We start from the raw sequence: 14485 nt of genomic DNA on the forward strand, positions 1-14485 counted from the left end.
TCGGATGACGTCATGACAACCACCAATCTGCCGAAGACGATCAACGAATTGCTGCGTTTCCGTGCGGCGACGAAAGGCGAGAAAGACGCCTATCTGTTCTTGAGCGGTCAGCCCGACGACGAGCAGCAGCAGTCGATCACATTCGCGGACCTCGACCGGACGGCGCGCCGCGTCGCGCTGCTGCTTCAGCGGCATTCGGTCGGCATCGGCGAGCGCGTGCTGCTGCTTTGCCGGCCCGGCCTCGATTACATCGCCGGCTTTCTCGGCTGCCTGTACGCGGGCGCGGTCGCGGTGCCCGTGTATCCGCCGCGCAATCGGCAGCACGCGGCCCGCATCGTCGGCATCGTCGAGCGTGCGGGCGCGAAGGCGATCCTGTGCACGGGCGACGATTTCGCGCGCTGCACGAAGCTGCTGGAAGACACCGCGGCGTCGCACGTCGCGCTGCTCGACCTGGACGCCGCGAAGCCGCTCGACGCGTCGCTCGAGCCCGCGGATGTCGCACCGTCGCACGTCGCGTTCCTGCAGTACACGTCGGGCACGACCGGCAAGCCGAAGGGCGTGATGGTCACGCACGGCAACCTGATGCACAACCTCGCGCTGATCGGCGAATGGATGGGGTATCACGAAGAGAGCACGATGGTCAGCTGGCTGCCGCCCTATCACGACATGGGGCTGATCGGCGGCATTCTGACGTCTCTGTTCGGCGGCTTCCGCTGCGTGCTGATGGCGCCGGAGCGCTTCGTCCAGCATCCGTTCCTGTGGCTGCGCGCAATCAGTGACTATCGCGCGGACGTGACGGGCGCGCCCGACTTCGCGTACCGGATGTGCAGCCGCCGCGTGCCCGACGAGCAACTCGCGACGCTCGACCTGAGCTGCCTGAGGACCGCGTACAGCGGTGCGGAGTCGGTCCGCTACGGCACGCTCGCGGAGTTCGCGCAGCGCTTCGCGTCGACGGGCTTCGATCCCGAACGCTTCAAGCCTTGCTACGGCCTCGCCGAATGCACGCTGCTGGTCGCCGGGCGCAGCGCGCCGCGGCCGCTGCGCACGGTGTGCGTCGACCAGGCGGCGCTCCAGCGTCAGAAGGTCGTGATCAAGCGCGAGCTCGAAGGTCTGTCGCCGCAGATGCAGGAGCGCGACGGCGAGCGTGTGCTCGTCAGCGTCGGCGTGCCGATCGGCGAGCAGCGGGTCGTCGTGCGCGATCTGAACACGAACGAGCGCTGCGCGGACGACGCGATCGGCGAAATCTGCGTCGCCGGCCGGAGCGTCGCGCCCGGATACTGGCAGCAGTACGAACAGACGATCGCGACGTTCCAGCGCGGCATCGGCGGCGAGACGGGGCAGGAATTCGCGGGCACGGGCGACCTCGGCTTCCATCATCGCGGCGATCTGTACATCACCGGCCGCCTGAAGGACATGATCATCATCGCGGGGCGCAACTACTACTCGGAAGACGTCGAGTATGCGGTCATCGGCAGCCGGCCCGAGCTGGTGCCGAACGGCTGCGCGGCGTTCACGGTCGAGACGGACGACGAGGAGCGGCTCGTCGTCGTCGCCGAAATCGAGCGCACGCAGCGCAAGGGCGATCTCGACGCGCTGCTCAAGGGCATTCGCGAGGTGATCTGGCATCGCCACGACATCAGTCCCGGCTCGGTGCTGCTGGTGTCGCCCGGCAGCGTGCCGAAGACGTCGAGCGGCAAGGTGCGGCGCAGCGAATGCCGCAACCGGATGCGCGACGGCGAGCTGACGATACTCGCGCGCTGGGACGCCGACGATCGCATGTCCGACGCGACGCAGGGCGCTATCGCATCGACCGCGTCAACCGCGTCAACCGCATCGACCGTATCGACCGCCGCGCCGAGCGTGAAAAGCGATGCGGCCGACGCGGGCAGCGCCGCTTCGCCGAACGCACCGAAGGTCGAGCAGCTCAAGGACTGGCTGCGCCACTACGCGCGCACGCGGATCGATTCGCGAACCATCGACGAGCGCCGCACGATTCCACCGCACATCGTGCTCGATTTCGGCAACGAAGGGCTGCTCGGCATGCAGATCAAACGTGCATACGGCGGCCTCGGCTTCGCGCATCGCGAGATGCTGGAGGTGGTGTCGCAGCTCGCGACGATCGATTCGACGCTCGCATTCTTCGTCGGCCTGAACAATACGCTCGGCATCCGCCCGATCATGCTGCATGCGCAGCCGGCGCTGCGCGACGAACTGCTGCCGCTGCTCGCGACGGGGCGAACGCTTGCCGCGTTCGCGCTGACCGAGCCGGCCGCGGGCTCCAACGTGCGCGCGATCGCATCGACCGCGCAGCGCATCGACGGCGATCATTGGCTCGTCAGCGGCCGGAAGAGCTGGAGCGGATCGTCCGCGTGGGCGGGCGTGATCAACGTGTTCGCGAAGCAGGCCGGCGGCGCCGGGATGATCGGGCTCGCCGTCAGACAAGGCACGCCCGGCCTGCGGATCGGCGCGGAAGACCTGACGATGGGCGTGCGCGGAATGATCCAGAACACGCTGCATCTCGATCGCGCACGCGTGAGCGACGCGTGCCGGCTCGGCGCGCTCGGGCACGGAATGGCGGTCGCGCAGCAGACGATGAATTTCGCGCGCCTCGGCATCGGCGCGGTCTGCGTCGGCGGGATGAAGCGCTGCGCGCAACTGATGCATCGCTACGGCGCGCGGCGCCGGATCGGCACGGGGCTGTTGCTCGACAATCCGCTGAGCCGCCAGCGCCTCGGCGACCTGCGGCATCGCATCGACGGCTTGAACGCGCTGATCGAGCACCTGGCGGCCGACTTCGACGCGGGACGCGACGCACCCGAGGACGGCTTGCTGATCGCGAAGATCCTCGGCTCCGAATTCCTGTCGCAGTCGTCCGACGAACTGATGCAGATGCTGGGCGGCCGCGGCTATATCGAATCCAATCTCGCGCCGCAGATCTTTCGCGATGCGCGCCTGCCGCGCATCTTCGAAGGGCCGACCGAGACACTGCTCGCGCATCTGGGCAGCCGGCTGCTGAACGGCAGCGACGATCTGCTCGGCTATCTGGGCGCGCGGACGGGCGCCGGCGCGCTCGCCGCGGAACTGCGCGAACTCGGCGAACGGCTGCTCGAAGACGGGCTCGCAAACGCCGAGCAACTCGGCGGCGCCGCGCATGCGACGAACTGGGTCAACTACTGGTTCGGCAGCGTCGCGCAGTGGGCGCTGCTGCTGGCGGCCGTCGAGCAGGCCGCGAAGCGGCGCGGCGTCGACGGCGCGACGCTCGAATGGGCGCAGAGCCAATACGAACTCGCGGTCGAAGCGGCGCAGCGTCAGGTTGGCCGGCGGCGCGTGCTGTCGAGCGCCGCGCAGATCGCCGAGTGGGCGCTGCACGTCGAGCGCGAGATCGGGCCGATCGAGCAGACAGTGCCGGGCGCGACGCAGCGGCTCGATCCGCTGCTGCGCGCCGAGCACGACGCGAGCATGGAGCCGTCCGATGCCGGCGTCGCGCTCGCCGACGACGAGCCGCTGCCGACGGTGGACGACGCGCCCACGCCCGCGCCGGTCGCTCCGGTCGACCCCGAACTGAAGCGGGAGTTCGAGCAATGGCTGCTGACGTGGCTGGGCGAGCGTCTGCGGAATCGCCGGATCGCGCTGACGGCCGAGACGACCTTCGCCGACATCGGGCTCGATTCGATCCTCGCGGTCGAGCTGACGATGGCGTTCAGCGACGCATTTCGCACGACCGTCGACGCATCCGCCGTCTGGGATCATTCGTCGATCGACGCATTGGCGGCGCATCTCGCCACCCGAATGGACCGAAGCGTGCGCGCACACGCGGGCGCGGCTTCGTCCGACACTTCTTCATCCTTCTGAGGCGCATCCGATCATGCAGTCGCTTTGTGAACTTGCCACTTCTGCCGGCACCCTGACCGAACAGCTTGAAAACTACCTCCGCTCGCACGCCGACGACAGCTGCACGCTGCTCGGCGTACCGGCGGGCACGCCGTTGCGCGTCGAGATCGTCGACACCGGCGCGCCGATCGAGACTCGCCGCGATGATCGGGCGGCGACGCTGCGCATCGGCGAAGAGGACGCGCAGCGCGTGATGGCCTATACGCGCAGCTGCAATTGGGCGAACGGCATCGTGCTCGTGCCGACGCTCACGCGCCTCGTGCTGGCGGGCGCGTTCGACGGCCTGAAGGCCGGCGAGCCGCGTGCGATGCGTGCGTTCGCCGCCGAGCACAAGGCCGACCCGACGCGCAATCTCGGGCTGCTGTGGGGCGCGCTGAACCTGCTCGGGCTGGCCGGCTGGGTCACGCTGAGCAGCGGCGACGAGCGCGCCGACTATGCGCTGACGCCCGCCGGCGCGTGCGTGGTCGAATGCGTGAACGCGCAGCGGCCGCTCTTCACGCGATTGGCCGATGCGACGTCGATGCTGCAGCACCTGCATGCGCTGTGCCATCGTCGGCGCGTGAACGAAGACGAAAGCGCGCTCTATGCGGAGCTCGTGCGAATCTGCATCGACGGATGGCCGCTGCCGGAACCGCGGGATGGCCTCGAGCGGCACGTCCATGCGCAGTTGCGCACCGCGATGGACGGGCTGCTGCTCGGCCCGACGTGGGTCGCGCTCGACATGCCGGTGTTCGAGAAGCAGGGCAGGCAGCAAGGCAAGGTCGCGGCAAGCGTCTTCGAGGCATTCGACGCGCGACGCGACTGGGTGTCGATCGGCGACGGCTGGCCGCACGCGGATCGCGTCGCGCTGAGCGCGGCGTGGGCGCTGATGGGCCACGCGGGCGTCGCGGACGTCGATTCCGAGGGCGCGCGCGTGCAGCTCAACGAAGCGGGCCGGATTCATCGGCCGATTGCCGCGCCGTACGCGGGGCTCGCCGCATCGTACCTGCGCACGTACGCGTTGCTCGACGAACTGCTGTTCGGCGACCCCGATCCGCTCGATGTCGATCGCGACGGGCACATCGATCGCGTGATGAACGTGTACGCGTCGAGCGGCGCCGGGTCGGGTCCGGCGTCGCGGGAGATTTCGACGAAGATCATTCGCCGCCTGTTCGACGAGACGCCGCTCGATCAGCAGCCGGCCGGCATTTCGGACATGGGCTGCGGCGACGGCAGCGCGCTGCGGCGCCTCGCGCAGTACGTCATACGGTCGACGCGGCGCGGCCGGCATCTCGCCGACTATCCGCTCATCGTCATCGGTGCGGACTACAACGAATCGGCGCGCAGTCGCGCGGCCGACACGCTGTCGGAGCTGGGCAGCGTGCCGGGTGTGCACGTGCGCGTGATCGACGCCGACATTTCGCAGCCCGATCGTTACGACGAAGCGGTCGCCGCGAGCGGCCTGACCGTGAAGGAAATGGACGGCAGCCGCCGCGCGGCGCGTCTCGGCGATCTGCTGCACACGTTCATGTTCCTGGTCCACAACCGGCGTCTCGACGTGCGTCGCGGCGACGCCGCCGACGCGATCCTCGAGCGCTACGTGCGGCAGGTCGATCGGACGCATCTGCGCCGCGTCGCCGAACGTTACTATCCGGGACAACTGACGGTCTCGGACGATGCGGCGCTGCCGATTCCGCTCGACGAGATCAAGCGTGCGTTCCGCGTCGCGTACAGCGACGCCGAAGGACTCGTGCCGGGCTACGTCGCGGCCGCCGATCTGATCGATTTCGTCGCGCGCTGGAAGCCGCACGCGAAGCATGGTTTCCTCGTTGTCGAGGGGCACAGCCCGTGGGCCGCGAGCCTGCTGGACGACGCGATGGCCGACCCGGGCCGCTGGACCCGCACCGAGCAGTTGCCGGCCGTGTTCAATTGGGGGATGCACTTCGTGTCGCGTCAGTTCATGGCGCCGTTCGACGAGTTCATGCTCGCGATGTGCCTGGCGGGATTGAGCCCGCGTGACGCGATTCACGGGCGCATCCACCCGGAGGGCTTTCCCGGGCCGGACCTGCTGAACGAATATCGGTTCTTCAGCATTGCCGATTATGTCGCTTTCGACGCGGCGAATGCCTGAGCCCGCCTGCCGGCGAACTGCGGGGCAGAGGCGGGGCGTTTAGCGCGAGCGCCTTTCGTTTGACTGCGGCGGCCGAGGTCCGGACGCCGCCTGCGGGCGGAAGGCGCTCGCGGCGTTCGCGCCGCTCGCCGCTGCCGATGCACGCAGCGCGACAGCTGCTTCCGGATATGACGTCTCGCGCTCGATTCCAGAATGTCGTACTCGATATCGGTGTGGACGGGTTCCGTCCACATTCCCTCGCTAATTCCGCTGCCGCGTCGACGCGTTACCGTATAGTTCGGCTGGCGCGGACGGAGTCCGACGCGCATCGATCGAGATGATCGATCCGGTTCGTCAAAATCCATCGGGGAGGGGAAACATGAACGTGTCGCAAGCTTGCCTGCTGATTGCCGCGTTGATGCCGTTCGTCTGGACGATATGCGCGAAGTCGGGCGCGCACTACGACAACCGCGAGCCGCGTCAGTATCTCGCGCGGCTCGAAGGCTGGCGCGCGCGGGCGTTCGCCGCGCATCAGAATGCGTGGGAGGCGCTCGCGCTGTTCACCGCCGCGCTCGTCGTCGCGTGGCACAACGGCGCGAACGTGCAGCGCGTCGATCAGCTTGCGATCGTCTTCGTTGCGTCGCGCGTGGTCTATGGGGTGTTTTATCTGCTGAACTGGGCGACGCTGCGCTCGCTGGTGTGGACCGTCGGTTTCGCTTGTGTGGTCTGGTTGTTCTTCGCCGCACCCTGAGCGCACGGCAAGCTCCATGCTCGTTGCCGGCGTTGCGTGCGGCAGGCGCGGAGCGCTTCACATCCTTTCACAGTGTGATGCGGCGGTCGAACATGCGATGCGCTCGGGCGACGCGGCTTGCTTTGCGTCGAACCAAAAAAAGCGCCCTCGTCACGATGCTCTCCACATCGCGACGAGGGCCAACGGTAGACAGTTGAACGGGTATCGCGCGGATCAGGCGGCGACCGGCTCGTCGCTTCGCGCGGCTTCGGTGGCCGGGGCCGGCATCGCATCCGCCTCGCTGCGGATCAGGTAATCGAACGCGCCGAGCGAAGCCTTCGCGCCTTCACCGACGGCGATCACGATCTGCTTGTACGGCACGGTCGTCACGTCGCCGGCTGCGAACACGCCCGGCACCGACGTCGCGCCGCGCGCATCGACGGTGATCTCGCCGTGCTTCGACAGCTCGACCGTTCCCTTCAGCCATTCGGTGTTCGGCACGAGGCCGATCTGGACGAACACGCCTTCCAGTTCGACGCGCTTCGTCTCGCCGGCGCGCATGTCTTCGTAGACGAGGCCGTTCAGCCTGGCGCCGTCGCCCGTGAGTTCGGTCGTGCGTGCCTGCGTGATCACCGTCACGTTCGCGAGACTGCGCAGCTTGCGCTGCAGCACTTCGTCCGCGCGCAGGTGTGTGCCGTATTCGATCAGCGTCACCTCGCGGACGATGCCGGCGAGATCGATCGCCGCTTCGACGCCCGAGTTGCCGCCGCCGACCACCGCGACGCGCTTGCCCTTGAAGAGCGGGCCGTCGCAATGCGGGCAGTACGCGACGCCGCGATTGCGATACTCGCGCTCGCCGGGCACGCCGATTTCGCGCCAGCGCGCGCCGGTCGCGAGCACGATCGCCTTCGCCTTCAACACAGCGCCGCTCGCGAGATGGATCTCGTGGACACGGCCGGGGACGAGCTTGTCGGCGCGCTGCACGTCGATCACGTCGACTTCGTACTGCTTCACGTGTTGTTCGAGCGCGGTCGCGAACTTCGGACCTTCGGTTTCCTGGACCGACACGAAGTTCTCGATGGCCATCGTGTCGAGCACCTGCCCGCCGAAGCGCTCGGCGACGACGCCCGTCGCAATGCCCTTGCGCGCCGCGTAGATCGCAGCCGCCGCACCCGCAGGACCGCCGCCGACGATCAGCATGTCGAACACAGGCTTCGTCGCGAGCGCCTCCGCCGCGCGCCGGCTCGCGCCGCCGTCGAGCTTCGCGAGGATTTCCTTCACGCTGCTGCGGCCCTGGCCGAAGGTTTCGCCGTTCAGGAAAAGCGTCGGCACCGCCATGATCCGGCGCGCTTCGACCTCGTCCTGGAACAGCGCGCCGTCGATCGTCACGTGGCGGATACGCGGGTTGACGAGCGCCATCACATTGAGCGCCTGCACGACTTCCGGGCAGTTCTGGCAGGTCAGCGAGATGTACGTTTCGAAGGCGTAGTCGCCGTCGAGCTGGCGGATCTGCTCGATCACCGCGTCGTCGAGCTTGAGCGGATGACCGCCCGCTTGCAGCAGTGCGAGCACGAGCGACGTGAATTCATGGCCCATCGGAATGCCGGCGAAACGAATGCCGGTTGCCTTGCCACGCTCGCCGACCGAGAACGACGGCTTGCGCTCGGCGTCGTCGCGGCGCTCGACCACGGTGACTTGCGGCGACAGCGACGCGATTTCGTCGAGCAGCGCGCGCAGCTCGCGCGATTTGTCGCCGTCATCGAGCGACGCGACGAGCTCGACCGGGCGGGTGATTCGTTCGAGGTACGATTTCAACTGAGTCTTGAGATTGGCGTCGAGCATGACGATTCGGATTCCGTAACGAGAGTGAGCCGCGCTCGCCGCTCTCGTACGATGCGGTGCGGGGCGGTGAGCGGGCCGCGACGGACGCGGCCCGCATGGCGCGGACGGCGGCGATGCCGCCGTGCGGAGTTAGATCTTGCCGATCAGGTCGAGCGACGGCGTGAGCGTGTCGGCGCCCGGCGTCCACTTGGCGGGGCACACTTCGCCTGGATGCGCGGCGATGTACTGCGCGGCCTGGACCTTGCGCAGCAGCTCGCCCGCATCGCGGCCGATGCCGTTGTCGTGGATCTCGCACAGCTTGATCTCGCCTTCCGGGTTGATCACAAACGTGCCGCGCAGCGCGAGGCCTTCTTCTTCGATCAGTACGTCGAAGTTGCGCGAGATCGCGAGCGTCGGATCGCCGATCATCGGATACTTGATCTTCGAGATCGTGTCCGACGTGTCGTGCCATGCCTTGTGCGTGAAGTGCGTGTCGGTCGACACTGCGTAGATTTCGACGCCGAGCTTCTGGAATTCGGCGTAGCGGTCGGCCAGATCGCCGAGCTCGGTCGGGCACACGAACGTGAAGTCGGCCGGATAAAACACGACGACGGACCACTTGCCCTTCAGGGTCTCGTCGCTGACTTGTACGAATTCGCCGTTGTGGTACGCGGTGGCCTTGAACGGTTTGATCTGGCTATTGATGATCGGCATTTGCGCTTCCTCTTGAATCGATGTGTGATCAGGAAGCGCCAGTATGGCGATGCGGCTCGCTTCTGTGAAATTGCTTGTTTCAATGATCGGAATCGGTAATGCCTATCCGGCTACCCGGCCGGGCCGCGGGCGGGCAAAAAAAGGGCGGCGCATCGAGGATCGAGATGCGTCGCCCAATGCGGATATCGAGGGAATATCCGCAAGCACGCCATGTACGGCGACGGCGCGGCCGGCTGCCGGCGGCGCGCGGTCGCCCGTCCGGTCGGACGGCAGCCGCTATTTCGCGCCGGCGACGCCGAGCGCGCTGCTGTAGTTCGGCTGCAGCCAGATCTTGTTCGCGCGCAGGTTCGCCGCGTCGAAGTAGATCGTGTTGCCCGAGAGCACGCCGATCCGCGCGACGTTGCCGTAGCGGCCGTTGACCTGATCGGCGATCTGCTTCGCCCACACGCTGCGATCGATGTTGTACGGCGTGATCGGCTGGCGCACGTCGACGACTTCCGCGCCGCGCGCGTCGGTGCCCATCACGCGGAAGCGGACCTGCTGGCCGGCTTGCGGCACGACACCCGGCTCGATGAACGCGCGCGTCGCGACCCACGGGAAGCCCGATGCGCTTTCGTTCGCGGCGATCGTCACGTCGCTGCAATTGAAGAAGCCTTCGTTGCCCGCGTCGATGCGCTGCCAGTAGCTATACAGCACGGCGTCTCCGGTGCGGCCCGCGGGCAGCGTCACGTCGAGCTTGTAGAACGACTGGATCGAGCCGGGCAGATGGCCCGCGCCGTTCGCGGGAACGGGCGCGGGCGCCGGCGCGTCGTAGATCTGCTGCAGATCGTCCCAGCGCAGCGGCCGCGCCGGATCGTACGACGGCTTCGAGATGAACACGCGCATGCGCGCCGGATTATGCGACGTCGTGTTTTCCCACATGAGCTCGACGTGGCCGCTGCGCGGCGTCAGTTGCGTCTTGCGCCAGACCGTCGCGGGCGCTTTGTCGAGGCCCGCCTTCGACGTGTCGCCGCCCGCGCACAGCAGGCCGTCCGGCACGGCCGCCTTCAATTGCGCGAGATCGTTGCCCTGGCCGACCGGATTTGCGGACACCTCGTTCCATTGCGTGAAAGGGTAGGCCGAATTGTTGCCGGTGCGATAGGCCGCGCGGCAATCGTCGTTCGGAATTCCCGAGCCGTCGGCCGGATCCCAGTAGCCGCCTTCGAGGCGGCATTGATATTGACGCGCAATCGGGAAGCCGACTGCACCGTGTGCTGCGGCATCGTCGACGGGCGCGAACATCGCGGCGAGCGAAGTGGCAAGCGTGGCGGCGGCGCCGAGCGTGGCGGCACGACGCGCCGGGTGGCGAGATGACGGCGCATCGAAGAGCGACTTCATGTAGCGTTCCTCCTGGTGAAAAATGACACGGTTCACGTTCCGTAGCGTAGTGGAGGTGCGTCGATTGTTTTGGATATCGAAATATGAGGTGTCGCAGCCTTCTTTCAGGGATTTCGTCAGGATGGTAGATGACGTGGCGCGTCGGTAGGCCTACCAAAAATGGCAGGCGCGGCGAATTCGTGCGATGCCGGTGCTTCAAGGGATAGCCGCCGTCGAGCCGTTCGATCCATGCCGAGAAGAAGTTCGTAAGCAGAGAGATCGCAAGCCTATCGTCACGGCGGTGGTGAACGTTACCGCGAAACTTGGGAGCTTGACCGAAGGAAGCACGTCCGGCATTCGCTCGATGAGCGACGTTCACGGCGCGCGCTTGCGTGCGTGTCGGACGATGGGCGGCGGGATCGCGGCCGCCGGCGAGCATGCGACGCCGAATTGCGGGCGAGACGCGTGCCGAACGGTGCAATCGATCATCGACGGCGCGCGACCGCTTGATCGTCCGCGCGGCGGCGCGTTCGTCGATCGAGTCAGTGCATGTAGGCGGCTGGCTGCGCGGGCGAGTGAATCGCGAGCCCCGCATCGAGCAGCGCAATCGAGAACCAGCGCGCGATCTTCAGCACGCCGCTGTCCGCGCAGCGCGGCAGCCAGTCGGCGAGTGCGCGCAGCGCCGCTTCGCTTCGCGTCGATTGCAGATGGGCAAGCGCTTGCAGGAGCCGTGCTTCGTCGCTCGCGAGCCCGCTGGCGCAGCGGCAATGCGTGTCGAGCGGATGGCATGCATCGCACGTCAGGAAGCGCATCAGCATGTCGAAATGCACGAGGCCGTTGGCGTGCAATCCGGCGGCGGCCAGCACGTCGCGCCACGATTGCCGATCGCGTCGCGCGCCGTCTTCGGCTGCTGCGGGATGCAGCCATGTGCGAACCGCAGTCAGGACGATCCGCTGCGCATCGGTGTCGCGCAGTGCGACGTCGGTGTCGACGAGCGGCGCGGCGCTCGGATCGGCATGATGGAAATTCATGACGGAACCTCCGGAAATCGAAGCGGCGCGCGATGTGCGGGCCGCGCAATGAAGTCGGTCGGCATGGCGGTCAGCGTGCGGGGCCGAGCCATTCGCGCACGTGCGCGTCGCGATCCGGGCGTCGCGTGCTGCCCGCAGGCTCTGCCGGCGTGCCGACGAACAGAAAGCCGACGAGCCGTTCGTCGGGGCCGAAGCCGAGCGCGTCGTGCATCGCCGGCTCGTACGAGTCGACGCCCGTGGCCCAGAAGCCGCCGTAGCCGAGCTGATGGATCGCGTTCAGCATGTTCATCGCGGCCGCGCCGACGGCGAGCAGTTGTTCGATTTCCGGCACCTTCGACGTGCGGTTCAGCGCAGCGCCGAGCGCGACGATGAGCGGCGCGGCGAGCGCCTTGTCCCGGCGGTGCTCGTGCGAACCGGGCGGATCGTTGGGCGCGCGCGCGTCGGCGAGTTCGACGAGCAGATCGCCGAACGCGTAGCGCGCCGCGCCCTGAACGACGACGAAGCGCCATGGGCGCAGATTGCCGTGATCGGGCGCGCAGAGGGCGGCATCGAAGATCGCGTCGAGCTCGCGCGGATTCGGCGCGGGCTCGTTCAGCGGCCAGCGGGAGCGGCGCGACAGCAGTCCCGGCAGCAAGTCGTGCGGGTCGTCGGCGTCGTCGTCGGCGGCGGCGCGCACGGGCGTCGCGGTGGCGATGGCATCCATGGTCGAGGCTTCGGTATTGGTCGATGAACGGAGCACATCATCGAACAGTTTCGGTGTAAATGCAAACGATTCTCATTCGCTAGTAGGGTTAATTCGATGATGGCGCGGCGGACAGACGGGGCGATGCCTCGTCTGTCGCAGAAGCGGTCGAGCGGATTGCCGGACAGGAACAGCAAGAAGTTGCCGGTTCGGGCGACTCGGAGGCGATTACTGTGCGCGTCCGCTATTCGTGCGTGTCAGGAAACTTTCCCGCCGATCTTCCGAGTCTTCGATTCCTGTTGGTGCTTTATCGGGGCACCCGACCTTCGCACATCCGCCAGCGGCTCGGCACCGGCCAATTTGTAGCGTCGCGCCTGCGATACATGCATTTCTTTTCATGGATGTCCTTTGCTCGCCGCGCGGAATGCCGATCCGGCGCGGGTCGCGCTCACGGTCGCCATTGCATAACTATTCAGTTAATCCATGAGAGCAGCCGAATCGATCGGATGCCGAAGTGATCGCCCGCATAGACAGACGCGCCGGAAATCTGCCACGCTACAGACGCGAGCGACGCCGGCTGCGCCGAGTCGGCGCATGCCGCCGACCGGCCGCCGCACCGTTGTGGTGCGGCATGCCGCGAAAAAGTGCCAAATCAAACCGGGAATCGGACTCGAACAAGGCACGCTCTTTGCTCGCTACTCGTTACGCCGGTTCGGCATAGACAGATGCCGAGTGAATGATGGAGAACTATTCGATGAAGCCGTTCGACGAAATGCTGCAACCCGGCGATACCGTACGAGCGCCATATGAGCGCTTGAAACGATGGCTCGACACGCAGGATCCCGCGAGCCTGGCCCAGAAGGCGCACGACGCCGAGGGCGTGTTCCGCAAGACCGGCATCACGTTCGCCGTCTATGGCGACGCCGAAGCCGCCGAGCGGCTGATTCCGTTCGACATCGTGCCGCGGATCATTTCCGGACAGGAATGGAATCGGCTGTCGCAGGGGATCGAGCAGCGCGTGATGGCGCTCAATGCATTCCTCGACGACATCTATCATCGACAGGAGATCGTCCGCGCGGGGATCGTGCCGAAGCACCTGATCGCGCACAACGAAGCGTTCCTGCCCGAGATGATCGATTTCCGGCCGCCCGGAAACGTTTACACGCACATCATCGGCGTCGACATCGTCCGGACTGCGGAAAATCAGTTCTACGTACTCGAAGACAACGCGCGCACGCCTTCCGGCGTGTCGTACATGCTCGAGAACCGAGAAACGATGATGCAGCTCTTCCCCGAGCTGTTCCAGCAGGTGAAGGTGCGGCCGGTCGAAACCTATCCGCAACTGCTGCGCCAGTCGCTCGCGGCCGTCTGCCCGCCGGGCGGCAACGCGGACAATCCGACCGTCGCGGTGCTCACGCCCGGCATCCACAACTCCGCGTATTACGAGCATGCGTTCCTTGCCGACCAGATGGGCGTGCATCTCGTCGAGGGCAGCGATCTGCAGGTGATCGGCGATCGCGTCGCGATGCGCACGACCGAAGGCTTTCGGCCGATCGACGTGCTGTACCGTCGCCTCGACGACGCGTTCCTCGATCCGCTCACGTTCCGGCCGGATTCGGCGCTGGGCGTCGCGGGGATCATGGACGTCTACCGCGCGGGCAACATCACGATCGCGAACGCGCCCGGCACCGGCATCGCCGACGACAAGGCGATCTACTCGTACATGCCGGAGATCGTCGAGTTCTATACCGGTCGCAAGGCGTTGCTCGAGAACGTGCCGACCTGGCGCTGCGCGGAAGCAGACAGTCTCAAGTACGTGCTCGAGCATCTCGACGAACTCGTCGTGAAGGAGGTGCACGGCTCGGGCGGCTACGGGATGCTCGTCGGTCCCGCGGCGTCGAAGGCCGAACGCGACGCGTTCGCGGCGAAGCTGCGCGCGAAGCCGTCGAACTACATCGCGCAGCCGACGCTCGCGCTGTCGACGACGCCGATCCTGACCGAGAAAGGGCTTGCGCCGCGCCACGTCGATCTGCGGCCGTTCGTGCTCGTGTCCGACCGGATCCGCATCACGCCGGGCGGCCTCACGCGGGTCGCGTTGAAGGAGGGTTCGCTCGTCGTCAACTCGAGTCAGGGCGGCGGCACCAAGGATACCTGGGTGCTTGCCGACTGAC

At 66.9% G+C, this 14485-nt stretch carries 9 protein-coding genes; 4 read left to right on the top strand and 5 right to left on the bottom strand.

The window, feature by feature from the left end; translation table 11 throughout:
• The first annotated feature begins 12 nt into the window (after window positions 1-12).
• The 3 genes from WS62_RS11820 to WS62_RS11830 all read left to right on the top strand — a co-directional run bounded on the left by WS62_RS11820 (window position 13) and on the right by WS62_RS11830 (window position 6731).
• Window positions 13-3852 carry an AMP-binding protein gene (locus WS62_RS11820; protein ID WP_066571001.1) on the top strand — a complete coding sequence of 1280 codons (3840 nt, stop codon included), beginning with the start codon at window positions 13-15 and terminating at the stop codon, window positions 3850-3852.
• A gap of 13 nt (window positions 3853-3865) precedes the next feature.
• A complete protein-coding gene (locus tag WS62_RS11825) occupies window positions 3866-6001 on the top strand; it encodes an AprA-related methyltransferase (protein ID WP_066571002.1) in 2136 nt (711 codons plus the stop codon).
• Between the two features lie 358 nt (window positions 6002-6359).
• On the top strand, window positions 6360-6731 hold the full coding sequence (locus tag WS62_RS11830) for an MAPEG family protein (protein WP_066571003.1): 372 nt from the start codon (window positions 6360-6362) through the stop codon (window positions 6729-6731).
• A 213-nt stretch (window positions 6732-6944) separates the two neighbouring features.
• Here the strand turns inward: WS62_RS11830 and ahpF are convergent, their stop codons facing one another.
• The 5 genes from ahpF to WS62_RS11855 form a co-directional block, all read right to left on the bottom strand.
• Window positions 6945-8552: an alkyl hydroperoxide reductase subunit F gene (gene ahpF, locus WS62_RS11835; RefSeq protein WP_066571004.1), complete on the bottom strand. Its 1608-nt coding sequence runs from the start codon at window positions 8550-8552 to the stop codon at window positions 6945-6947.
• A 129-nt stretch (window positions 8553-8681) separates the two neighbouring features.
• Window positions 8682-9245 (bottom strand): alkyl hydroperoxide reductase subunit C, encoded by a 564-nt coding sequence (gene ahpC / locus WS62_RS11840; protein WP_066489122.1) that lies wholly within the window; start codon window positions 9243-9245, stop codon window positions 8682-8684.
• 276 nt (window positions 9246-9521) lie between these two features.
• Complete coding sequence (locus tag WS62_RS11845) at window positions 9522-10622, bottom strand: lytic polysaccharide monooxygenase (RefSeq protein WP_066571031.1); 1101 nt, start codon at window positions 10620-10622, stop codon at window positions 9522-9524.
• A 521-nt stretch (window positions 10623-11143) separates the two neighbouring features.
• Window positions 11144-11632: a hypothetical protein gene (locus WS62_RS11850; protein WP_066571005.1), complete on the bottom strand. Its 489-nt coding sequence runs from the start codon at window positions 11630-11632 to the stop codon at window positions 11144-11146.
• A 70-nt stretch (window positions 11633-11702) separates the two neighbouring features.
• Window positions 11703-12335 carry a nitroreductase family protein gene (locus WS62_RS11855; protein WP_066571006.1) on the bottom strand — a complete coding sequence of 211 codons (633 nt, stop codon included), beginning with the start codon at window positions 12333-12335 and terminating at the stop codon, window positions 11703-11705.
• Window positions 12336-13068: 733 nt separating this feature from the next.
• Here WS62_RS11855 and WS62_RS11860 point away from each other — a divergent pair.
• Window positions 13069-14484, top strand: coding sequence for a circularly permuted type 2 ATP-grasp protein (locus tag WS62_RS11860; RefSeq protein WP_066489180.1), 1416 nt, complete (start codon window positions 13069-13071; stop codon window positions 14482-14484).
• The last annotated feature ends 1 nt before the right edge of the window (window position 14485 follow it).

Source organism: Burkholderia sp. ABCPW 14, assembly GCF_001523835.1.
GTDB classification, from domain to species: Bacteria; Pseudomonadota; Gammaproteobacteria; order Burkholderiales; family Burkholderiaceae; genus Burkholderia; species Burkholderia mayonis.

Coding starts and splice junctions, on each gene's coding strand:
- WS62_RS11820 (WP_066571001.1), top strand. CDS start 13: ATGACAACCACCAATCTGCCGAAGACGATCAACGAATTGCTGCGTTTC.
- WS62_RS11825 (WP_066571002.1), top strand. CDS start 3,866: ATGCAGTCGCTTTGTGAACTTGCCACTTCTGCCGGCACCCTGACCGAA.
- WS62_RS11830 (WP_066571003.1), top strand. CDS start 6,360: ATGAACGTGTCGCAAGCTTGCCTGCTGATTGCCGCGTTGATGCCGTTC.
- ahpF (WP_066571004.1), bottom strand. CDS start 8,552: ATGCTCGACGCCAATCTCAAGACTCAGTTGAAATCGTACCTCGAACGA.
- ahpC (WP_066489122.1), bottom strand. CDS start 9,245: ATGCCGATCATCAATAGCCAGATCAAACCGTTCAAGGCCACCGCGTAC.
- WS62_RS11845 (WP_066571031.1), bottom strand. CDS start 10,622: ATGAAGTCGCTCTTCGATGCGCCGTCATCTCGCCACCCGGCGCGTCGT.
- WS62_RS11850 (WP_066571005.1), bottom strand. CDS start 11,632: ATGAATTTCCATCATGCCGATCCGAGCGCCGCGCCGCTCGTCGACACC.
- WS62_RS11855 (WP_066571006.1), bottom strand. CDS start 12,335: ATGGATGCCATCGCCACCGCGACGCCCGTGCGCGCCGCCGCCGACGAC.
- WS62_RS11860 (WP_066489180.1), top strand. CDS start 13,069: ATGAAGCCGTTCGACGAAATGCTGCAACCCGGCGATACCGTACGAGCG.